21 protein-coding genes are annotated in these 21,516 nt (G+C 72.3%); 20 read left to right on the top strand and 1 reads right to left on the bottom strand.

All coding sequences use genetic code 11. The features are described 5' to 3' along the window. Positions 1–89 precede the first annotated feature (89 nt). The 9 genes from pilM to nusB all read left to right on the top strand — a co-directional run bounded on the left by pilM (position 90) and on the right by nusB (position 8,328). Entirely contained in the window at positions 90–1,130 is a 1,041-nt protein-coding gene (gene pilM / locus BXY45_RS19460) for a type IV pilus assembly protein PilM (RefSeq protein WP_109776188.1), read from the top strand. Further along, entirely contained in the window at positions 1,127–1,849 is a 723-nt protein-coding gene (locus tag BXY45_RS19465) for a PilN domain-containing protein (protein ID WP_109776189.1), read from the top strand. Before pilM ends, BXY45_RS19465 begins: the two co-directional genes overlap by 4 nt. 1 nt (position 1,850) lies before the next feature. Next, complete coding sequence (pilO, locus tag BXY45_RS23535; protein ID WP_170131625.1) at positions 1,851–2,591, top strand: type 4a pilus biogenesis protein PilO; 741 nt, start codon at positions 1,851–1,853, stop codon at positions 2,589–2,591. Between the two features lie 10 nt (positions 2,592–2,601). Next, positions 2,602–3,621, top strand: a complete 1,020-nt coding sequence (locus BXY45_RS23540; RefSeq protein WP_170131626.1) for a hypothetical protein — start codon at positions 2,602–2,604, stop codon at positions 3,619–3,621. A 67-nt stretch (positions 3,622–3,688) separates the two neighbouring features. Continuing rightward, a complete protein-coding gene (gene aroC, locus BXY45_RS19475) occupies positions 3,689–4,933 on the top strand; it encodes a chorismate synthase (protein WP_109776191.1) in 1,245 nt (414 codons plus the stop codon). Positions 4,934–4,935: 2 nt separating this feature from the next. Continuing rightward, entirely contained in the window at positions 4,936–5,448 is a 513-nt protein-coding gene (locus BXY45_RS19480; RefSeq protein WP_211319759.1) for a shikimate kinase, read from the top strand. 732 nt (positions 5,449–6,180) lie between these two features. Beyond that, positions 6,181–7,242 carry a 3-dehydroquinate synthase gene (gene aroB, locus BXY45_RS19490; RefSeq protein ID WP_109776219.1) on the top strand — a complete coding sequence of 354 codons (1,062 nt, stop codon included), beginning with the start codon at positions 6,181–6,183 and terminating at the stop codon, positions 7,240–7,242. 58 nt (positions 7,243–7,300) lie between these two features. Further along, positions 7,301–7,861: an elongation factor P gene (gene efp, locus BXY45_RS19495; protein ID WP_109776194.1), complete on the top strand. Its 561-nt coding sequence runs from the start codon at positions 7,301–7,303 to the stop codon at positions 7,859–7,861. 53 nt (positions 7,862–7,914) lie between these two features. Beyond that, entirely contained in the window at positions 7,915–8,328 is a 414-nt protein-coding gene (gene nusB, locus BXY45_RS19500) for a transcription antitermination factor NusB (RefSeq protein WP_109776195.1), read from the top strand. A gap of 108 nt (positions 8,329–8,436) precedes the next feature. Here nusB and bldD read toward each other — a convergent pair whose 3' ends face one another. Next, positions 8,437–8,943 carry a transcriptional regulator BldD gene (gene bldD / locus BXY45_RS19505; RefSeq protein WP_109776196.1) on the bottom strand — a complete coding sequence of 169 codons (507 nt, stop codon included), beginning with the start codon at positions 8,941–8,943 and terminating at the stop codon, positions 8,437–8,439. Positions 8,944–9,335: 392 nt separating this feature from the next. On the opposite strand from bldD, the gene pyrR reads away from it, so the two are divergent. The 11 genes from pyrR to gmk all read left to right on the top strand — a co-directional run bounded on the left by pyrR (position 9,336) and on the right by gmk (position 21,475). After that, complete coding sequence (gene pyrR / locus BXY45_RS19510) at positions 9,336–9,929, top strand: bifunctional pyr operon transcriptional regulator/uracil phosphoribosyltransferase PyrR (RefSeq protein WP_109776197.1); 594 nt, start codon at positions 9,336–9,338, stop codon at positions 9,927–9,929. Beyond that, positions 9,926–10,891 carry an aspartate carbamoyltransferase catalytic subunit gene (locus BXY45_RS19515; RefSeq protein ID WP_109776198.1) on the top strand — a complete coding sequence of 322 codons (966 nt, stop codon included), beginning with the start codon at positions 9,926–9,928 and terminating at the stop codon, positions 10,889–10,891. The genes pyrR and BXY45_RS19515 overlap by 4 nt, the downstream gene beginning before the upstream one ends. A gap of 2 nt (positions 10,892–10,893) precedes the next feature. Continuing rightward, positions 10,894–12,240 (top strand): dihydroorotase, encoded by a 1,347-nt coding sequence (locus BXY45_RS19520; protein WP_211319760.1) that lies wholly within the window; start codon positions 10,894–10,896, stop codon positions 12,238–12,240. A 52-nt stretch (positions 12,241–12,292) separates the two neighbouring features. After that, positions 12,293–12,901 carry a PH-like domain-containing protein gene (locus BXY45_RS19525; RefSeq protein WP_146211286.1) on the top strand — a complete coding sequence of 203 codons (609 nt, stop codon included), beginning with the start codon at positions 12,293–12,295 and terminating at the stop codon, positions 12,899–12,901. Continuing rightward, positions 12,898–14,121 (top strand): glutamine-hydrolyzing carbamoyl-phosphate synthase small subunit, encoded by a 1,224-nt coding sequence (gene carA / locus BXY45_RS19530; RefSeq protein ID WP_109776201.1) that lies wholly within the window; start codon positions 12,898–12,900, stop codon positions 14,119–14,121. Before BXY45_RS19525 ends, carA begins: the two co-directional genes overlap by 4 nt. Beyond that, complete coding sequence (gene carB, locus BXY45_RS19535) at positions 14,121–17,471, top strand: carbamoyl-phosphate synthase large subunit (RefSeq protein WP_109776202.1); 3,351 nt, start codon at positions 14,121–14,123, stop codon at positions 17,469–17,471. The genes carA and carB overlap by 1 nt, the downstream gene beginning before the upstream one ends. Before the next feature lie 31 nt (positions 17,472–17,502). Further along, positions 17,503–18,444 (top strand): dihydroorotate dehydrogenase electron transfer subunit, encoded by a 942-nt coding sequence (locus BXY45_RS19540; RefSeq protein WP_109776203.1) that lies wholly within the window; start codon positions 17,503–17,505, stop codon positions 18,442–18,444. Between the two features lies 1 nt (position 18,445). Further along, the gene (locus BXY45_RS19545; protein ID WP_109776204.1) at positions 18,446–19,495 is read left to right on the top strand and encodes a dihydroorotate dehydrogenase; all 1,050 of its coding nucleotides are present in this window, start codon (positions 18,446–18,448) and stop codon (positions 19,493–19,495) included. After that, entirely contained in the window at positions 19,492–20,415 is a 924-nt protein-coding gene (gene pyrF / locus BXY45_RS19550; RefSeq protein WP_109776205.1) for an orotidine-5'-phosphate decarboxylase, read from the top strand. Before BXY45_RS19545 ends, pyrF begins: the two co-directional genes overlap by 4 nt. Positions 20,416–20,558: 143 nt before the next feature. Further along, positions 20,559–20,873, top strand: a complete 315-nt coding sequence (gene mihF / locus BXY45_RS19555) for an integration host factor, actinobacterial type (RefSeq protein WP_109776206.1) — start codon at positions 20,559–20,561, stop codon at positions 20,871–20,873. Next, a complete protein-coding gene (gmk, locus tag BXY45_RS19560; protein WP_109776207.1) occupies positions 20,870–21,475 on the top strand; it encodes a guanylate kinase in 606 nt (201 codons plus the stop codon). Before mihF ends, gmk begins: the two co-directional genes overlap by 4 nt. Positions 21,476–21,516: the final 41 nt, after the last annotated feature.

Here is a 21,516-nt window from a genome sequence, read left to right on the forward strand (position 1 = left end):
TCCGAACGGCTCAGACCTCGCTCTACCCGTCCGATGAGCACCACGAGACCCCTGCGGGGGCACCGCAGTGTGGTGACGGAAGGGGAGTCGTGAGAGCCAAGGGCATCGGCCTGGACATCGGCAGCGCGGCCCTGCGCGCGGCCGAGCTGTCCTTCGGATCCGGCGGAGCAGTGCTGCGCCGCGAGGCGCAGGTCGAGCTGCCGGAGGGCGCCGTCGTCGACGGGGTGGTTCAGGACGCCGCCGCCGTCACCGCTGCCGTCAAGCAGCTGTGGAAGACCGGCCGCTTCTCCAGCCGCACGGTCCAGCTCGGAATGGCCAACCGCCGCGTCATGGTCCGCCAGATCGACCTGCCCGACCTCCCCGAGGCCGACCTTGCCCAGGCGCTGCCTTTCCAGGTGGCCGACGTCCTCTCCATCCCCGTCGACGAGGCCGTGCTCGACTTCCACCTGCTGGAGCGCCTGAACTCGCCGTCCGGCGCGGTGGTGCAGCGTGGTCTGCTCGTCGCCGCTCCCCGCGAGGACGTGCTGCGCAACGTGCACGCCGTCGAAGCCGCGGGCCTGCGCGTCGGCTCGGTCGACCTCGTGCCGTTCGCCGTGATGCGCGCCGTCGGCAGTCGCTGGCACGAGCAGGGCCCCACGGAGATGGTGGTCGACATCGGCGGCCGCATCACGACGCTCACCATCCACACCGGTGGCGTGCCCCACCTCGTGCGCATCCTGCAGGCGGGTGGCAGCGACATCACGGCCGCCCTGGCCCGCGCCGAGGGCACCACCGAGGAGGAAGCCGAGCTCCGCAAGCTCAGCGCCGGCCTCGACGACACCGATGCCATCGGGAACGAGCAGGTCATCGCGGCCGGCCTCGGCCAGCTCATGGACGAGGTCCGCAGCTCCCTCGACTACCACGCCAGCACCAACTCCCGCTTCCCCGTGACCTCCGTGGTGCTCACCGGCGGCGGCAGCCAGTTCCCTGGAACCGCGGACTACCTCGAGGCCGTGGTCGACCTCCCCGTGCGCTTCGGCAGCACGGTCCGCTTCCGTTCGGGAGAGGGCGCTCAGGACGACGACGTCGCCGGCTCCGGCGACGACCCCTCCGTCGTTGCCATCGGCCTCGCGCTGGCGGTGGCCTCGTGACCGCCCCCACCGAGGTGCTGCCCCTGGCCGACGACACCGTCGAGCTCCCCGAGCAGGGCTTCACCGGCCCGGGTATGCGCCCGGCGCGGGTCAACCTGCTGCCGCAGGAGGTCCTGGCGGCGCGGAGCCTGCTGCGCACGCAGCGCGCTCTCGGGGGCGGACTCGCCGCCGTCTTCGTCGTCCTCGGGTGCGTCTACGCCGGTGCCCTTCTCGACGGACGGGACGCCGCCGACCGCCTGGCGGCCGAGCAGGCACGCACCACCAGCCTGCAGCAGCAGCAGGCGCAGTTCGCTGACGTCACGGCCACCCAGAACGAGACCAAGCGCCTGCAGGGCGTGCAGTCGCAGGTCATGGCCGGCGACGTGAGGTGGAGCAACCTGCTCACCGCGGTCAACGGCTCTGCTCCCGCGGGTGTGTGGCTGACCGACATCTCGCTGACCCTCGCCGACACCGCCACCGCTGACGGCAGCGCCGCAGCCGGTGCGGATCCCCTCGCGGAACCGGCCATCGCCACCATCAGCGTCAACGGCTACGCCACCTCCCAGGACGGCGTCGCGGCGTGGCTGGACGGCCTGACGGCCCTGCCGGGCCTCGCCGACGCCCGCTACAGCACGGCGCAGCAGACAACCCTCGGCAGCACCCCCGTCGTCTCGTTCTCCTCGACGGTCGGCGTGACGCCGGACGCGCTGTCCCACCGCTTCGAGAAGGAGGCTGGCTGACGTGCTGGCCAACACCCCCCGCACCTGGGTCGCCGGCACCTCGCTGCTGGCCGTCCTGCTCGTGGCCGCCGCGTGGTTGCTGCTCATCAGCCCCCAGCGGGACCAGGTCGCTGACCTGAACGCCCAGCAGCAGTCGGTGGTGAACACCAACGTCCTGGAGGCGCAGAAGCTCAAGGTCCTCGTCGAGCAGAGCGCGCAGCTCCCGGCGAGCAAGGCGGAGCTCGCATCGCTGCGCCAGGCCCTGCCCGCAACGCTGGACCTCTCGCCCTTCAGCCGCCAGATCGACGCTGCCGCTACCGCGGCCGGCGTCGCCCTGGTGTCCGTGACGCCGGCTGCCCCGGCGCAGCGCCCTGCCGCGGCCGCCGTCCCCGCCACGGCCGCATCCACCGCGACCGAGCCCACGGCGGGTGCGTCAGAGCAGACCGCACCGACCACGTCGAGCGCCGCCGTGGCAGGTCTCGCCGACGTGGTGCAGATGCCCGTCACAGTGCAGGTGGTCGGATCCTTCGCCGAGGTCCAGGCCTTCCTCGACCAGGTGCAGGACCTGTCTCGCTCGGTGCTCGTGACCACCATCTCCGCCACCGTCGAGCAGGCAGCGCCGGCCTCACCCGGTAAGCCCGCCACCCAGGCCGGTGACCTCTCGACGACCATCGGGATGACGGCGTTCGTGCTGCCGTCGTCCCAGGCCCCCACCGCCTCGGCGATCCCCTCGCCGTCGCCCGCCCCCGCTACGACGGCCTGAGGAGGGCCCCATGTCTGAATCCCCCTTCGGCTCGCCGTTCGGATCGCCCTTCGGCGGTGGGACCGGCGGAGATTCCGCGCAGTCCCAGCCGGCGTCGCCGTTCGCGGTGCCGCCCGCGCAGAGCAGTGGCGCACGCGTTCCGGCGCCCGCCGCGCCCGCAGCCGCTCCTGCGGCGACGGAGGCCCCGCTGATCGGACGCGTCCGCACCTGGGCCACCCAGAAGCGCACCCCACTGCTCGTCGGAGGCCTGGCCACCGTCGCCGGGGCCGTCGCCGGAGCGGTGCTCCTCGGGAGCACCCCCGGTACCGAGCTCGTCGCCCCCGCCTCGCAGGCTGTGGCCGGTTCGGCTCCCGGAGCCACCAGCACGCCGAGCTCCGGGGCCACCTCGGCACCCGGCGCGGGGATCAGCGTGGCCGCGCGCAATGCGTTCGTCCCGCTTGTCGACGGCGGCGCACTGACGTCGGCCGCCACCTCGACGATGTCTCCGTCGACCAGCGCCACCTCCGGCTCTTCCGGCTCCTGGGAGTTCGGCAGCACCAACCCTGGCAGCGGCTCGGGGTCGGTTTCCGGATGGCCCTCCACTGACCAGTCGGCGGGATACGCCCCGACGTTCACGCCGGCGCCGTCGTCGTCCAGCTCGACCCCCACGGCAACGTCCACGCCGACCCAGACGCCGACCCAGACCCCCACGGCAACAGCAACCCCGACGCCCACGGCGACGTCCACCCCCACCTCCACGGCGACGGACACCCCGACGTCGACTCCCACCTCGACGTCGACGGCGACCTCCTCGTCTCCGACGACGGTCCAGTGGACCGGCACCGACACCACGACCCGCGTCCACACCTTCGACGTGGTCCAGGGCGGCGCCCGTTCGACCACCAACGCCTCGGCCGGTCAGACGCTCGGGTCCACCCCGCCGCTGTCGTGGCTCGTCGTGGTCGACAGTCAGGACGGGCAGACCGTCGACCTGCTCGGCGGGGCCACCACCTACACGCTGCGGATGGGAACCCCCGTCACGCTCTCCTGAACTGCCCACACCTGAGCCGCTCCGAGCTGGACGGGGCCACTTTGAGCTACGTGGGAGGATCGGCCGCGTGCTGCGCTGGCTGACTGCGGGGGAGTCTCACGGCCCCGCCCTCGTCGGAGTGCTCGAGGGCTTGCCCTCGGGGGTCTCCGTCACCACCGACGTCCTCGTCGCCGCTCTCGCTCGGCGACGCCTCGGCTACGGCCGAGGCGCGCGCATGGCGTTCGAGCAAGACGAGGTCACCGTGCTCGGTGGCCTGCGCCACGGCGTGACGCAGGGCGGTCCGTTCGCGCTGACCATCGGCAACACCGAGTGGCCCAAGTGGTCCACGGTGATGTCTGCCGACCCGGTGGACCCGTCCCTGCTCAAGTCCACGGGCCGCAACGCGGCGCTGACGCGTCCGCGCCCGGGCCACGCCGACCTCGTCGGCATGCAGAAGCACGGCTTCGACGAGGCGCGCCCCGTGCTGGAGCGCGCCAGCGCCCGGGAGACCGCCACCCGGGTGGCGCTCGGCGCCGTCGCCGCGGCCTTCCTCGAGCAGGCCGCGGGCATCCGGCTGGTCTCGCACACGGTCTCCCTCGGGCCGGTGGCGGTGCCGGAGGGATCCCCGTTGCCGCACCCCGACGACGTCGCCGCCCTCGACGCCGACCCGCTGCGCTGCCACCACCCGGCCACGAGCGTGCGCATGGTCGAGGAGGTCGACGCCTGCCACAAGGAGGGCGACACCCTCGGCGGCGTCGTCGAGGTGCTGGCCTACGGCGTGCCGCCGGGCCTGGGCAGCCACACCCACTGGGACCGCCGCATCGACGGTCGCCTCGCGCAGGCGCTCATGGGCATCCAGGCCATCAAGGGCGTCGAGGTCGGTGACGGCTTCGAGACCGCCCGCCGTCGCGGCTCGGCCGCCCATGACGAGATCGAGCCCGGCCCCGACGGCGTGCTGCGCCGCCGCACCGCCCGCGCGGGCGGTACTGAGGGCGGCATGACCACCGGCGAGGTGCTGCGCGTACGCGCCGCGATGAAGCCCATCGCCACCGTGCCGCGGGCGCTGGCCACCGTCGACGTCGCCACCGGTGAGGTCACCCAGGCCCACCACCAGCGGTCCGACGTGTGCGCGGTGCCCGCCGCGGGCGTCGTCGCCGAGGCGATGGTCGCGCTGGTCCTGGCGGATGCGCTGCTGGAGAAGTTCGGCGGTGACTCGGTGCCGGAGACGGCCCGCAACGTGCGCGCCTACCTGGAGTCGATCCCGGAGCTCATGCGCACCCACATCGACAGCGCTGACAACCCTGACAGCCCTGCCAGCGCTAACGGCGCGTGACCGTGGCCCCTCGGGTCGTGCTCGTCGGCCCGATGGGGGCCGGCAAGTCGGCGGTCGGAGCGTTGCTCGCGCGTGATCTCGGCGTCGTCCTGCGCGACACCGACGCCGACGTCGAGGCCGTGGCCGGTCGTCCCGTCGCCACGGTGTTCGCCGAGGACGGCGAAGCCGCGTTCCGTGCGCTGGAGCGCGCCGCCGTCGTCGATGCCCTCGACGGCCACTCCGGTGTGCTGTCCCTGGGCGGCGGGTCCGTGCTCGACGCCGACACGCGCGCCGACCTCGTCGCGCTGCGCTCACCCGTGGTGCTGCTGACGACCACGTGGGAGCACGTGCGCTCGCGGCTGGGTGACACCAGCACCCGTCCGATGCTCGCCGGTGGTGCTGAGGAGCGTTGGCGCCAGGTGATGTCGTCGCGTGAGAAGCACTACGCCGAGGTCGCCGATCACGTGGTTCCTACGGACGGCCGGTCTGCGCGCCAGGTCGCCGACGTCGTCCTGCGTCTCCTTGCGCTCCACTAACCCCCGTCCGTGATCATGGACGTTGTGCACACTCTTGGCCGTGATCATGGACTCTGTGCACGCATCGCAGCGTGATCATGGACGGTTGGACACCTCGCTGACGAGCACGCGTGAATGTGCCGGTCCGGCCGCAGAGCTCGTGGCCTCAACCGGCGGCGATCAAGGAAGTGCGCGCCACAACGCGGCGTGATCTGGGCACATGTCACCGCATCAAGGTGCTGATCTTGGCGATCGATCGGCCTCACGTGCGGGCGCTGTCGATCGATCGCCAAGATCTGCGTGATCGGTCATGGTCAGATCGCAGCCCACGGCGTTGTGGCGCTGACGTCCTTGATCGACGAGATGCGTCGCGGTGGCCCACTCGGAGTCTCCTGCTCCGAGACGGCCCCCCGGCCAGAGCCGTTCACGCGAGTTCGCGCCATCTCCCTCTGGATCGACGAGGTGATCGCCGCCACTGACCGAGGTCAGCTCCGGAGGTGACCACGGTGAGTTGCGGAGGTGTTCGCCCTGGGCCTGGTTGCCGAAGGTGACCACGGTCAGTGCCGAAGGTGACCTCGGTCAGTCGTGACGGTCGCCCCATGCAGCAACGCCGCAGGAACTCACTGCCGTGGGGTGGCGGAGGCCCATGATCACGGAGGGGGTGGAGGGGGCTCCGTAGGATCGGTCGGCGTGAGCACCGCCGCGATCAGCGCCACCAGCCCCAGCCAGCCGAGCGCAGACCAGCCGACCCGGATCACCGTCCGCGGCGACGCCCCCTACGACGTGCTCGTCGGCAGCGGCCTGCTCGGCGAGCTGCCCGGCCTGCTCGGTGACCGGGTGCAGCGCGTGCTCGTCGTCCACCCGCACGCGCTCGCGGCCACGGGCGAGGCCGTCCGTGACGACCTGGCCACCGCCGGCTTCGAGGCCTACCTCGCCGAGGTCCCCGACGGCGAGGACGCCAAGCGCGCCGAGGTGGCCGCCTTCTGCTGGGGCGTGCTCGGCCAGGCCGGCTTCACGCGCACGGACGCCGTCGTCGGCGTCGGCGGGGGAGCGGTGACCGACCTCGCCGGCTTCGTGGCCGCCACGTGGCTGCGCGGGGTGAAGGTCGTCCAGGTGCCCACCACGCTGCTGGCCATGGTCGACGCCGCCGTCGGCGGCAAGACCGGCATCAACACCAAGGAGGGCAAGAACCTCGTCGGGTCGTTCCACCCGCCGTCGGGCGTTCTCTGCGACCTCGCCGCGCTGCGCACCCTGCCGGTGAACGATCTCGTGGCCGGCATGGCCGAGGTCGTGAAGTGCGGGTTCATCGCCGACCCTCGCATTCTTGAGCTGGTCGAGGCCGACCCGGCCGCCATCCGCGACGCGGGCGCTCCCATGATCCGCGAGCTCGTCGAGCGGGCCGTGCAGGTCAAGGCCGACGTCGTCGGCGAGGACCTCAAGGAGTCGGGCCTGCGCGAGATCCTCAACTACGGCCATACCCTCGGTCACGCCATCGAGCTTGTCGAGCGGTACGAGTGGCGCCACGGCGCGGCCGTCAGCATCGGCATGGTGTTCGCCGCGGAGCTCGCCCGCCTCGCGGGCCGCCTCGACGACGCCGTGGTCGAGCGCCACCGCAGCGTGCTCGGCGCGGTCGGCCTGCCCCTGACCTACCGCGGAGACCGCTGGCCGCAGCTGCTCGAAGGCATGAAGCGCGACAAGAAGACCCGCGGTGACCTGCTGCGCTTCGTCGTCCTCGACGACGTCGCCAAGCCCAGCCGCCTCGAGGGCCCCGACCCGTCGCTGCTGGCCGCGGCCTACTCCGCCATCAGCGCCTGACCCGGACGAGGTCGCCGCCGTCCGGGGCACCGTGCCTGCCCCGGTAACATCTCCCCACGTGGCATCGACGAACGACCTGAAGAACGGCCTCGTGCTCAACCTCGACGGACAGCTGTGGTCCGTCATTGAGTTCCAGCACGTCAAGCCCGGCAAGGGCGGCGCGTTCGTCCGGAGCAAGCTCAAGAACGTGCTCTCGGGCAAGGTTGTCGACCGCACGTTCAACGCTGGCACCAAGGTCGACACCGCCACCGTCGACAAGCGCGACATGCAGTACCTCTACCGCGACGGCGTCGACTTCGTCTTCATGGACTCCGACACGTACGACCAGATCACCGTGCCCGAGGCTACCGTCGGTGACGCCGCGAACTTCCTCCTGGAGAGCGCCGAGGTCATCGTCGCGATGCACGAGGGCACGCCGCTCTACGTCGAGCTGCCCACCTCCGTCGTCCTCGAGGTGACGTACACCGAGCCGGGTCTGCAGGGTGACCGCTCCACCGGTGGCACCAAGCCCGCCACGGTGGAGACCGGCTACCAGATCCAGGTGCCGCTGTTCCTGGAGACCGGTGTCAAGGTCAAGGTCGACACCCGCACCGGTGACTACCTCGGCCGCGTCAACTGACGCCCCGCGCGACTCCTCACCCAGGGTGATGACGACGACGACGGCCCGCTGACGTGGCTGCCCGGACCAAGGCCCGCAAGCGGGCCCTCGACCTGCTCTTCGAAGCTGAGCAGCGAGGGCTCGACCCGGTGACCCTGGCCGCTGACCGGCTGGCCAGCGGCCTCGTGCCGGTGCCCCAGTACAGCCTCGACCTCGTCGAGGGTGTGCAGGCTCACCGTGAGCGCATCGACGAGCTGCTCGAGACGTACTCGCACGGGTGGCCGCTCGACCGGATGCCCGCTGTCGACAGGAACCTCCTGCGGATCGGGGTGTTCGAGCTGCTCTGGGCCGACGACGTGCCCGACGAGGTGGTGCTGTCCGAGGCGGTCGGTCTGGTGTCGGAGCTGTCCACCGACGAGTCGCCGTCGTTCGTCAACGGTCTGCTCGGTCGGCTGCTGCAGCTCAAGCCGGGGCTCGTCGAGAGCTGAGTCGCTCCGTCACGCAGCGCTGATCCTGCAGAAGACCCGCACCCCGGAGGCCGGAGTGCGGGTCTTCTGCTTGATCATGTCTTGATGACGCGCTGTGGTCGGTGAGGGTCAGCCGTTCTGGCTCACGGCGCGGCGGGCGTCGGGGTCGAGCACGCCCCAGCCGATGAGCTCCTCCGCGAGCTGGTGCGGGGGGAGGTCGTAGATGACGGCGAGGGCGCGCAGGTCGTCCGAGCGGATCGAGAGCACCTTGCCGTTGTAGTCGCCGCGCTGGCTCTGGATGGTGGCGGCGTAGCGCGCGAGCGGGCCGGCCTTCTCCGAGGGCACCGACTGGAGGCGCTCCAGGTCGAGCACGAGCTTCGGCGGGGGCTCGCTGTGACCGGCGTTGCCGCCGTCGGGCAGGAGCGCTGAGACGGGCACGCCGTAGAAGTCCGCCAGTTCGGCGAGGCGCTGGACGGTGACGGCGCGGTCGCCGCGCTCGTAGGAGCCGACCACGACGGCCTTCCACTGTCCGTTGGACCGCTGCTCCACGCCCTGCAGGGACAGGCCCTGCTGGGTGCGGATGGCTCGCAGCCGGCCGCCGAGCGCCTTGGCGTAGCCCGATCCTTCCTCAGACATGACGTCCCTTTCTCTCGATCCCGTGCGCTGCATTGCGGTGCGCGCACCAACTGACTGTGATCGTCACGGGGAGTGACTTCCAGGTCAACTCCAGGAAGGTCACAGGCAGTAACTGTTCACCCAGAGTGACCAGCGGGGACCCGATGGCGACGGTCGGCGACGATGCGTACGCCGGTGGTGCTTGTGGTGCCCCTCAGCCTCGCAGAGCGACGCCCCTATGCGTCGGCGGCCCGCCGTGAGCTGACCGGGAGATGATCGCCACAAGATCGTTGCCAGGAGCCGCTCGGTGCGGCGTCTCCCGCGGGGTGCAGTACGGTCGGAGCCGCACCTGTCGAACGACGTCCTTCAACCTCCGTCCTGTGAGGCGGGGAAGGAGTCAGTGAGTCACGAGCATGGCTGACGCACGCCTGTCTCCCGAAAATGTCACCGTCCATGCGTCCACCGTCCTGGACGCTTCCGAGATCTCGCGGTCGCTGACCCGGATCGCCCACGAGCTGCTCGAGCGCAACAAGGGCCCGCAGGGCCTGGTGCTCATGGGCATCCCCCGTCGCGGCACCCTCCTCGCCCGCCGCCTTGCGGAGCGTCTCGAGCAGGTCGAGCCCGGCTTCGACGCCGCCGCCTGCACCGGTTCGCTCGACGTGACGATGCACCGCGACGACCTGCGCCGGAACCCCACCCGCGCACCCGAGCCGACCACGCTGCCCGCGGCCGGCATCGACGGCACCACTGTCGTCCTCGTCGACGACGTCCTCTACTCCGGCCGCACCGTGCGCGCCGCGCTCGACGCCCTGTCCGACCTGGGCCGCCCGCGGGCCGTGCGCCTGGCCGTCCTCGTCGACCGCGGCCACCGCGAGCTGCCGATCCGCGCCGACCACGTGGGCAAGAACCTGCCGACGTCGACGTCGGAGCGGGTCTATGTGCGCCTGGTCGAGACCGACGGCGTCGACGAGGTCCGGATCGAGTCACGTGAGGCAGGCACGTCGTGAAGCACCTCCTGTCCGCTGCCGACCTCACCCGCGAGCAGGCGGTGCGCCTGCTCGACGTGGCCGAGCAGATGGCTGCCACGCAGCAGCGCGAGATCAAGAAGCTGCCCGCGCTGCGCGGTCGCACGGTGGTGAACCTCTTCTTCGAGGACTCCACCCGCACCCGGCTCAGCTTCGAGACCGCCGCCAAGCGGCTCTCGGCCGACGTCATCACCTTCTCCGCCAAGGGCTCCAGCGTCTCCAAGGGCGAGAGCCTCAAGGACACCGCGCTGACGCTGCAGGCGATGGGCGCCGACGCCGTCGTCATCCGGCACGCCTCCTCCGGGGCCCCCCACCGCCTCGCGGAGAAGGGCTGGACCTCCGGCGCGGTGCTCAACGCCGGTGACGGAACGCACGAGCACCCCACCCAGGCGCTGCTCGACACGTTCACGCTGCGCAAGCACCTCGTGGGCGGCGGCCAGCTCGGCGCCGCGGCGGGGGCGGACCTGGCCGGGCGGCGCGTCGTCGTCGTCGGGGATGTCCTGCACAGTCGGGTTGCCCGGTCCAACGTGCACCTCCTGCACACCCTCGGTGCCCGGGTCACGCTCGTGGCCCCACCGACCCTGCTGCCGCTGGGGGTGGAGACCTGGCCGTGCGAGGTCTCCTACGACCTCGACGCCGCCCTCGGTGAGGCACCCGACGCGCTGATGGCGCTGCGGGTGCAGCTGGAGCGCATGAACGCCGCCTACTTCCCCTCGGCGCGGGAGTACTCGCGCCGCTACGGCGTCACCGCTGAGCGGATGGCAGCGCTGACCGCGCTCACCCCCCATGCACAGCTGCTGCACCCTGGCCCGATGAACCGCGGCCTGGAGATCACCGCCGAGGCCGCCGACGGACCGCGCTCCCGCGTGGTCGAGCAGGTGACCAACGGGGTGGCGGTGCGCATGGCCGCGCTGTACCTGCTGCTCGCCGGAGAAGAGGAGTGACGGTGGACACGACCCTGATCACGGGCGCCCGCCCGCTGGGCGGCGAGGCGGCCGACCTGCTGCTGCGCGACGGCGCCATCGCCGAGGTCGGCCCCGCCGGCTCCCTGAGCGCCCCCGAGGGAGCGCGCGTCGTCCGGGCAAGCGGGCTGATCGCCCTCCCGGGCCTGGTCGACCTGCACACCCACCTGCGCGAGCCGGGCCGGGAAGACGCCGAGACCGTCGAGACCGGCACCCGCGCCGCCGCCCTCGGTGGCTTCACTGCGGTGCACGCCATGGCCAACACCGCGCCCGTCGCCGACACCGCCGGCGTGGTCGAGCAGGTCTGGCGCCTCGGGCAGCAGGCCGGCTGGTGCGACGTCCGCCCCGTCGGCGCCGTGACGATCGGTCTGGCGGGGGAGCGGCTGGCCGAGCTCGGCGCCATGGCCGACTCCGCCGCCGGCGTGCGCGTCTTCTCCGACGACGGCAAGTGCGTCTTCGACGCCGTCCTCCTGCGTCGGGCGCTGGAGTACGTCAAGGCCTTCGACGGTGTCGTCGCGCAGCATGCCCAGGAGCCGCGCCTCACCGAGGGCGCGCAGATGAACGAGTCCGCGCTGTCCGGCGTGCTCGGGCTGCGTGGCTGGCCCGCCGTCGCCGAAGAGGCGATCATCGCCCGCGACGTGCTGCTCGCCGGGCACGTCGGCTCCCGCCTGCACGTCTGCCACGTCTCCACCGCCGGGTCTGTGGAGATCGTGCGCTGGGCCAAGGCGCGTGGCGTCGACGTCACCGCCGAGGTCACCCCCCACCACCTGCTCCTCACCGACGAGCTGGTCCGCGGGTACGACCCGGTCTACAAGGTCAACCCGCCCCTGAGGTCCAACGACGACGTGCGCGCGCTGCGCGAGGGCGTCGCCGACGGAACCATCGACATCGTCGCCACCGACCACGCCCCCCACCCCGTGGAGGACAAGGACTGCGAGTGGTCTGCCGCCGCGATGGGCATGACCGGGCTGGAGACCGCGCTGTCCGTGGTGCTGGCCGCGCTCGTCGAGCCAGGCCACCTCGACTGGGCCGGCGTCGCCCGGGTCATGTCGCAGACCCCCGCGCGCATCGGTCGCGTGACGGGCCAGGGCGGCGCGCTCGCGGTGGGGGAGGCGGCCCACGTCGTCCTCATCGATCCTGCTGCCCGCTGGACCGTTGACCCGGCCGCCATGGCCACCAAGGGCCGCAACAGCCCGTTCGCCGGGCGCGAGCTGCCTGGCCGCGTGGTCGCCACCTTCTACGGCGGGCACCCCACCGTGCTCGACGGTGCACTCGCCACCCCGCGCGCGCTCCCCGCGTCCGACCGGGAGGGGGCCTCGTGGAGCAAGTGATCACTCGTCTTCTGCCCGGCGACCTCGGTGGTGCCGTCAAGGAGGGGGCCTCGTGGAGCAAGTGATCGCAGGGCTGGTGCTGCTGGCCCTCGTGCCCCTCATCTGGTGGGTCATGCTCCGCTCCTGGCGGCGCCGCGCTGCTCAGCAGGAGGCCGGCACCTACGACGGCGACACTCCCGCGCTCCCCGCGCCCGCTCCGCTGCCCACCGGAGCCGGTGAGGAGTGGGTCGGCGGCACGGCCGAACAACCCACCGCAGCCTCCGGGCGCACGGCGACCGGAACCTACGTCTCCACCGTTCTCTCTGGCCGCCCCTTCGAGCGCGTCACCGCGCACGGCCTGGGCAGCCGCAGCCTCGTGGAGCTGGAGGCTCTCTCTGCAGGGCAGCCCGCCCTGCTGCTGCGCCGACCCGGCGCGGCCTCGTTCTCGATCCCCGCGGCTGACCTCGTGCGCGTGACCCGTGCCCGCGGCCAGGCGGGCAAGGTGATGTTCGGCAAGGAGGACCTCGTCGTGGTGACCTGGCGGCTCGGTGGAGCAGGCGGAACGGAGGTGGACAGCGCCGTGCGGACCAAGCCGCAGCAGGACGCTCCCCGCCTCGTTGCCCTGGTGGAGGGGCTCATCGGCCCCAGTGGACAGACGACCCACGGGAAGGACGCCGCATGAGCACGACGACGACGGCGACGACCGGCAGCCCTGCGCTGCTGCTGCTCGAGGACGGCCGCGCCTTCACCGGCGAGGCCTACGGAGCCACCGGCGAGACCGTCGGCGAGGCCGTCTTCTGCACCGCCATGACCGGCTACCAGGAGACGATCACCGACCCCAGCTACCACCGCCAGGTGGTGGTCATGACGGCGCCGCACATCGGTAACACCGGCTGGAACGACGAGGACGACGAGTCCGCCCGCATCTGGGTGGCCGGCTTCGTCGTCCGCGACCCAGCCCGTCGCGCCTCCAACTGGCGCTCGCGGCGCGAGCTGGGCGACGAGCTGAGCACGCAGGGCGTCGTCGGGATCTCCGGCGTCGACACCCGGGCGCTGACCCGCCACCTGCGCGAGCGCGGCGCCATGCGCGTCGGTGTCTTCTCCGGGGCGGCCCTGTCCGGCTCCTCCCGCGACCAGCTGCTCGAGCGGGTCCGCACCGGCGCGGAGATGGCTGGTGCTGACCTGGCCGGCCAGGTCAGCACGGACGACACGTACGTCGTCCCCGCGATCGGCGCCAAGCGGCTCACTGTCGCCGCGGTCGACCTGGGCATCAAGGCCAACACCCCCCGTGAGCTCGCCAAGCGCGGCGCCGAGGTGCACGTGCTCCCCGCGATGGCGACGATCGACGACGTCCTGGCGGTCAGCCCCGACGGCGTCTTCTTCTCCAACGGCCCCGGTGACCCCAGCGCCGCCACCCACGAGGTGGAGCTGCTGCAGCAGGTGCTCGAGCGGAAGATCCCGTTCTTCGGCATCTGCTACGGCAACCAGCTGCTGGGCCGTGCGCTCGGGCTGGGCACGTACAAGCTGCGCTACGGCCACCGCGGCGTGAACCAGCCGGTGCTCGACAGGTCCACCGGCCGCGTGGAGATCACCGCGCACAACCACGGCTTCGCCGTGGACGCGCCGCTCGAAGGATCCATCGCCTCGCCGTTCGGCCAGGTGGAGGTCAGCCACGTCGGCCTCAACGACGGGGTGGTCGAGGGCCTGCGGGTCACCGGGACCCCCGCCTTCTCGGTGCAGTACCACCCGGAGGCGGCCGCCGGCCCGCACGACGCGAACTACCTCTTCGACAGGTTCGTCGACCTCGTCGCCGACCCTGCCGCCCCGCTGCCGCCGCTGCTCAACGCACCCAAGCCGACCAGCTCGACCACCGGCTCCACCGAGACGAAGGGCGACCGCTGATGCCGCGCCGTGAAGACCTCAGCTCCGTCCTCGTCATCGGCTCCGGCCCGATCGTCATCGGCCAGGCCGCGGAGTTCGACTACTCCGGCACCCAGGCGTGCCGCGTGCTGCGCTCTGAGGGCCTGCGGGTGATCCTCGTCAACTCCAACCCGGCGACGATCATGACCGACCCCGAGGTCGCCGACGCCACCTACGTCGAGCCGATCACCTCCGAGGTCATCGAGGCGATCATCGCCAAGGAGCGCCCCGACGCCGTCCTGGCGACCCTCGGCGGCCAGACCGCCCTCAACGCCGCCATCGCGCTGCACGAGGCCGGGACCCTGGCGAAGTACGACTGCGAGCTCATCGGCGCCGACGTCCCCGCCATCCAGCTCGGTGAGGACCGCCAGTCGTTCAAGGGCGTCGTGGAGCGCTGCGGCGCCGAGAGCGCCCGCAGCCGCACCGCACACTCCATGGAGGAGTGCCTCGAGGTCGCGGCTGAGCTGGGGTACCCGCTCGTCGTCCGGCCCTCCTTCACGATGGGTGGCCTCGGCTCCGGGTTCGCGCACGACGAAGCAGACCTGCGCCGTATTGCCGGTGCGGGCCTGCACGCCAGCCCCACCACCGAGGTGCTCCTGGAGGAGTCGATCCTCGGGTGGAAGGAGTACGAGCTCGAGCTCATGCGCGACCACGCCGACAACGTCGTCGTCGTCTGCTCGATCGAGAACTTCGACCCCATGGGTGTGCACACCGGTGACTCGATCACCGTGGCGCCCGCCATGACGCTCACCGACCGCGAGTACCAGCGGATGCGTGACGTCGGCATCGCCGTCATCCGCGAGGTCGGTGTCGACACCGGCGGCTGCAACATCCAGTTCGCGATCAACCCGGCCGACGGCCGCATGATCGTCATCGAGATGAACCCGCGCGTCTCGCGCTCCTCGGCGCTGGCGTCCAAGGCGACGGGCTTCCCGATCGCCAAGATCGCCGCGAAGCTCGCCGTCGGGTACAGCCTCGACGAGGTCGCCAACGACATCACCCGCGAGACCCCGGCCAGCTTCGAGCCGACGCTGGACTACGTCGTGGTGAAGGTGCCCCGCTTCGCCTTCGAGAAGTTCCCCGCCGCGGACTCCTCCCTCACGACGACGATGAAGAGCGTCGGGGAGGCGATGGCCATCGGCAGGTCGTTCCCCGAGGCACTGCAGAAGGCGCTGCGCTCGGTGGAGCAGCGCGGGGCGTCGTTCTCCTGGGCCGGGGAGCAGCCCACCGCCGAGGAGGTCGACGCGCTCGTCGAGAAGGCCAAGACCCCTACCGACGGTCGGATCGTCTCGGTACAGCAGGCGCTGCGCGGCGGCGCGAGCGTCGAGCGGCTCCACGAGGCCACGAAGATCGACCCCTGGTTCCTCGACCAGATGCTCCTCATCGAGGAGGTGGCCGCCAAGATCGCCGCCGCCCCCGAGCTCGACGAGCAGCTGCTCCGCACGGCCAAGAAGCACGGCTTCTCCGACGTGCAGCTCGCCCAGCTGCGCGGGCTGGGTGCCGGCGGGGAGAAGGAGGTGCGCGCGCTGCGTCACCGCCTCGGCGTGAGGCCGGTCTTCAAGACCGTCGACACCTGCGCGGCGGAGTTCGCGGCCCAGACGCCGTACCACTACTCCGCGTACGAGAGCACGTCGGAGGGTGAGAGCGAGGTCGCCGCGAGCGAGCGCCGCAAGGTCGTCGTCCTCGGGTCCGGACCGAACCGCATCGGGCAGGGCGTGGAGTTCGACTACTCCTGCGTCCACGCCGTCATGGCGCTGCGCGAGGCCGGCTACGAGGCCGTGCTCGTCAACTGCAACCCCGAGACGGTCTCCACCGACTACGACACCTCCGACCGGCTCTACTTCGAGCCGCTCACGCTGGAGGACGTCCTGGAGGTGCTCCACGCGGAGCAGGCCTCCGGTGAGCTGGTCGGCGTCATCGCCACCCTCGGCGGCCAGACGCCGCTCGGCCTGGCGGCGCAGCTGGAGGCCGAGGGCATCCCGGTGCTCGGGACCACCCCGGCCGCCATCGACCTCGCGGAGGACCGCGGCGAGTTCGGCCGCGTCCTGTCCGAGGCCGGGCTGCGCGCCCCGCAGTTCGGCACCGCCACCTCGGTGGAGCAGGCCCGCGCCGTCGCCGAGGAGATCGGCTTCCCGGTGCTCGTCCGTCCCAGCTACGTGCTCGGCGGGCGCGGCATGCAGATCGTCTACGACGAGTCCTCCCTGGAGGAGTACGTCAAGAAGGCGACCGTCGCGAGCCCCGACCACCCGGTCTTGGTGGACAGGTTCCTCGACGACGCCGTGGAGATCGACGTCGACGCCCTCTTCGACGGCACCGACGTCTACATCGGCGGCGTCATGGAGCACATCGAGGAGGCCGGCGTGCACTCCGGTGACTCCGCGTGCGTGCTCCCGCCGATCACGCTCGGCTCGTCGGTGCTGGCACGGGTGCGCGAGGCCACCGAGGGCATCGCCCGCGGCGTGGGGGTGCGCGGCCTTCTCAACGTGCAGTTTGCACTCGCCTCGGACGTCCTCTACGTGCTGGAGGCCAACCCCCGCGCCAGCCGCACGGTGCCGTTCGTGGCGAAGGCCACGGGGGTCGCGCTGGCCAAGGCCGCCGCGCGCATCGCGGTGGGCGCCACCATCGCCGAGCTGCGCTCCGAGGGCCTGCTGCCCGCCGTCGGTGACGGCGGCGACCTGCCCGACGACTCACCGATCTCCGTCAAGGAGGCGGTGCTGCCGTTCAAGCGCTTCCTGACGCCGGACGGGCTCGTCGTCGACAGCCTGCTCGGGCCGGAGATGCGCTCGACCGGTGAGGTCATGGGCATCGACATCGACTTCCCCTCGGCGTTCGCCAAGAGCCAGGCCGCGGCGTACGGCGGGCTGCCGCTGTCCGGAACGGTCTTCGTCTCGGTGGCCGACCCCGACAAGCGCGCCGTGATCTTCCCGGTGAAGCGCCTGGCTGACCTGGGCTTCCGGGTGGTGGCCACCGAGGGCACCGCGATGATGCTGCGCCGCAACGGCGTCGCGAGCACGGTGGTGCGCAAGCACTCCTCCGGTCACGGGGAGGACGGCGAGCCGACCGTGGTCGAGCGGATCCTCGCCGGCGAGGTCGACCTCGTGGTCAACACCCCCAGCGCTGGCGAGACCCCGGCCGCTGCAGGGGCAAGGGCTGACGGGTACGAGATCCGCGCGGCCACGGCCGCGATGGACGTGCCGGTCTTCACCACGGTGCAGCAGCTCGCGGCGGCCGCGGCGGCCATCGACGCCGCCCACGCCGCCCGCGCGGCGGGGGAGCCGGTGCGGGTGAGGTCGCTGCAGGAGCACGCCGAGTACCTGAAGACGACCCGGTGACTGGCTTGCCGACAGGTTCGGTGACTGTCAGATGAGCAGGACGACGACGGCGCCCGCGGGCGTGCAGGAGGCGGCCGAGGTCGTCTCCGCGCGCCCGGTCGGGGCGTACACGCACCTCGTGCTGCACGCCCCCGAGGCCGCGCGGCGCGCACAGCCGGGGCAGTTCGTGGCGTGCGGCGTCGGCGACTCCGGCATGCTCCTGCGGCGCTCGCTGTCGCTGCACGCCGCGGACCCGGTGGCGGGCACGCTGGAGGTGGTGGTCGCGGCGGCCGGTCCGGGGACGCGACTGCTGGCGGCGAAGCGCCCCGGCGACGTCGTCCCGACGACGGCGCCGCTGGGCCGCCCGTTCCCGATCCCCGAGGCGGGGACCCCCGGGGTCGTCATCGGCGGCGGCTATGGCGCGGCCCCGCTGCCGTGGCTGGCGCGAGTGCTGACGGCCCAGGGCAGCCGCGTGGTGGGCATCGTCGGGGCCGCCAGTGCCGACCGGCTGCTCGGCACGAGCGCCGTCGACGACGCGACCGCGCTGGACGGGATTGCTGACGCCCTCGTGGTGACCACCGACGACGGTTCCCTCGGAGCCCCGGGCCGCGTCACCGACGCCCTGCCCGAGGTGCTGCTGGAGCTGGCAGATCTGGGAGATCCGTGGGTCTACGCCTGCGGCCCCATGCCGATGCTCCGCTCGGTCCACACCACCACCCGCGAGGTGCTCGGGCAGGGCGCGCGCACCTGGCTGGCGGTGGAGGAGTCCATGGCCTGCGGTGTCGGCGTCTGCATGACGTGCGTGCTCCCCGTCGCTCAGGACGACGACGACGGGGTGCGCCGCACGCGGATGCTGCGAGCCTGCACCGCCGGCCCGGTCTTCGACGGTGACGCCCTTCGCTGGGACGCCATCGGCGCCGCACCCCACCTGCGGGGTGGGGCGCTGGTCCCCGACGACGCCGTAGGCGCTCCCACGGCAATGGGAGGCCACTGACATGGAATCCGCGACGATCAAGGACGTTGTGCACGCCCCAGCGGCGACGGCCGTGGACCTCTCCACGTCCATCGGGTCCTTCCACCTCCCGGCGCCCACCATGACCGCCTCCGGCTGCGCCGCCGCCGGGGCCGAGCTGGCGCCCTACCTCGACCTCGCCGCGCTCGGCGCCGTCGTCACCAAGTCGGTGCTGCGTGACCCGCGGTCGGGCCGGGCCACCCCACGCATGGCCGAGACGCCGTCGGGGATGCTCAACAGCATCGGCCTGCAGGGCCCGGGCATCGACAGCTTCCTCGAGCACGACCTGCCCGTGCTCGCCGAGGCCGGCGCGCGTGTCGTCGTCTCGATCGCCGGAGGAGACGCGGACGAGTTCGGCGAGCTGGCCGGCCGCCTGGCGGCCCTGGGCCCCGAGAGCCCGGTCGGGGCGATCGAGGTCAACATCTCGTGCCCCAACGTCGCCAACCGCGGTCTGGTGTTCGCGTGCGACACCGGCGCGTCCCGCGCCGTCCTGGACGCCGTCAGCAGCGCCGTGTCGTCTGCCGCCGCCGCGACGGGTCGTCCAGCGCTGCCCGTGCTCGCCAAGCTCAGCCCCGACGTCACCGACCTCGTGGCGGTCGCGCGGGCCTGCACCGATGGCGGTGCGACGGGTCTGACGGCCATCAACACCACGCTCGGCATGGTCATCGACCCCGTGACGCTGCGCCCGCAGCTCGCGGGGGTGACCGGTGGCACGTCGGGCCCGGCCATCCGGCCCATCGCCGTGCGCTGCATCTGGCAGCTCACCGCAGCCAAGCGCGCCGGCGTGCTGCCCGACGTCCCCATCGTGGGCGCGGGTGGTGTGGCGAGCGGCGCCGATGCGTTGCAGCTCATCGCCGTCGGTGCGTGCGCCGTCCAGGTGGGCACCGCGACCTTCGCCGACCCCTCCGCACCGGCCCGCGTGGCCCGGGAGCTGGAGGCGGAGCTGGCGCGCCGCGGGGTGGCGCGCCTGGCCGACGTCGTCGGCATCGCCCACGAGCCCGGCCGCGGCATCACGAGGAGCACCGACCTATGACCCAGCAGTCCCACCAGACCCAGCAGTTGACCGAGCAGCCGACCCAGCAGTCGACCCCGCAGCCGTTCGGCGTGCGGCTCGCCGCCGCCATGGACGCCCACGGTCCGCTGTGCGTCGGTATCGACCCTTCGCCGGCCCTCCTGGCGGCCTGGGGCCTCTCCGACGACGCCAGCGGCCTGGAGCGGTTCTCCCGGGCCGTCGTAGAGGCCGTGGCGGGCTCGTGCGCGGCGATCAAGCCGCAGGCGGCGTTCTTCGAGCGGCACGGGTCGCGCGGGGTGGCTGTCCTGGAGCAGGTGGTGGCCGATGCGAGGGCAGCCGGCGTGCTGTGCGTTGTGGACGCCAAGCGCGGCGACATCGGCTCGACGATGGCGGCCTACGCCGACGCGTTCGCCGGCGACGGCTCCCCGCTGGCCGGTGACGCGGTGACGGCTTCGCCGTTCCTGGGCTTCGGCTCGCTCGACCCGCTGCTCGACGTTGCGGCGCGCACCGGCCGCGGCGTCTTCGTGCTGGCGCTGACCTCCAACCCCGAGGGCGCGGCCGTCCAGCACGCCCGCGGGCAGGACGGCGAGGCGGTGGCCGCCGCCGTCGCCCGGGCCGCTGCGCAGCGTAACGCCGCAGCTCAGGCGGCCGGTGAGCCCCTGGGGTCCGTGGGGCTGGTGGTGGGGGCGACGACGGGTGACGCGGCCTCTCGCCTGGCGGTGGACCTAGCCGCCGTGCACGGTCCGCTGCTGGCCCCCGGCATCGGTGCGCAGGGCGCGGGACCGGCCGACCTCGCGCGGGTTTTCGGGCCCGCGCGCAGCGCCGTCCTCGCCTCCTCCAGCCGGGAGATCCTTTCCGCGGGACCCTCGGTGCGAGCTCTTCAGGAGGCGGCCGTACGCTCGGCCGTCGCCTGCAGAAACGCTCTGCGTCACCATCCGTGACCCCGGCGTTGCTCTGACCAGGTGAGCTGGCTAGGTTGCCATCAGGCAGCCTCAGACCCGCCCAGAGCAGACAGTTCAGACCAGACAGATCAGATCCGACAGATCAGTCCGACGTACCCAACGACGTGCAGAGGTGACTCTCAGTGCCGCTCCCCAACCTGACCCCCGAGCAGCGTGCTGCAGCCCTGGAGAAGGCTGCCGCCGCCCGTCGTGAGCGCGCCGAGGTGAAGAACCGCCTCAAGCACTCCCAGGGCGACCTGGGCGACGTCATCCGCGAGGGCCAGGAGAACGACGTCGTCGGCAAGATGAAGGTCTCCGCCCTCCTCGAGGCCCTCCCGGGCGTGGGCAAGGTCCGCGCCCAGAAGGTCATGGAGGAGATCGGCATCTCCGAGACGCGTCGCGTGCGCGGTCTGGGCGCCAACCAGATCAGCGCCCTCATCGACCGCTTCGGCCGCTGAACCAGCAACCGACCTCCGGCCCGGCCGGGACGACGCCCCAGCGGCTGGTCGTCCTGGCCGGGCCGACGGCTGTCGGCAAGGGCACCGTCGCCGCTGACGTCCGCGCCCGCTACCCGCAGGTGTGGCTGTCCGTCTCGGCGACCACCCGCTCGCCCCGTCCGGGCGAGGTCGACGGCGTGCACTACCTCTTCACGAGCGAGGCTGAGTTCGACGGGCTCGTGGAGCGGGGTCAGATGCTCGAGTGGGCCGTCGTCCACGGGAGACACCGCTACGGCACCCCCCGAGGTCCGGTGGAGCAGGCGCTGGCTGCCGGCACCCCGGTGCTCCTCGAGATCGACCTGCAGGGCGCCCGCCAGGTCCGTGCGGTGATGCCCGACGCGCACTTCGTGTTCCTCGCCCCGCCGAGCTGGGAGGAGCTGGAGCGCCGCCTGGTGGGCCGGGGCACCGAAGGACCCGAGGAGCGGGAGCGGCGCCTGTCCACCGCACGGGTGGAACTCGCCGCCGAGAAGGAGTTCGACACCACCATCGTCAACGACGACGTCAGCCGAGCCGCTGACGAGCTCGTATCATGGATGGGTCTGGGTCCGCTCACCTCTCGCTGAGCCGTCTGACCCTGTGCACGACCAGAAGCACTGCACGACCC

The organism is Quadrisphaera granulorum (genome assembly GCF_003149145.1).
In the GTDB taxonomy this organism is placed as follows: Bacteria; Actinomycetota; Actinomycetes; order Actinomycetales; family Quadrisphaeraceae; genus Quadrisphaera; species Quadrisphaera granulorum.

Coding starts and splice junctions, on each gene's coding strand:
- BXY45_RS23540 (WP_170131626.1), top strand. CDS start 2,602: ATGTCTGAATCCCCCTTCGGCTCGCCGTTCGGATCGCCCTTCGGCGGT.
- bldD (WP_109776196.1), bottom strand. CDS start 8,943: ATGTCTGAGGAAGGATCGGGCTACGCCAAGGCGCTCGGCGGCCGGCTG.
- pyrR (WP_109776197.1), top strand. CDS start 9,336: ATGGCTGACGCACGCCTGTCTCCCGAAAATGTCACCGTCCATGCGTCC.
- carA (WP_109776201.1), top strand. CDS start 12,898: ATGAGCACGACGACGACGGCGACGACCGGCAGCCCTGCGCTGCTGCTG.
- carB (WP_109776202.1), top strand. CDS start 14,121: ATGCCGCGCCGTGAAGACCTCAGCTCCGTCCTCGTCATCGGCTCCGGC.
- BXY45_RS19540 (WP_109776203.1), top strand. CDS start 17,503: ATGAGCAGGACGACGACGGCGCCCGCGGGCGTGCAGGAGGCGGCCGAG.
- BXY45_RS19545 (WP_109776204.1), top strand. CDS start 18,446: ATGGAATCCGCGACGATCAAGGACGTTGTGCACGCCCCAGCGGCGACG.
- pyrF (WP_109776205.1), top strand. CDS start 19,492: ATGACCCAGCAGTCCCACCAGACCCAGCAGTTGACCGAGCAGCCGACC.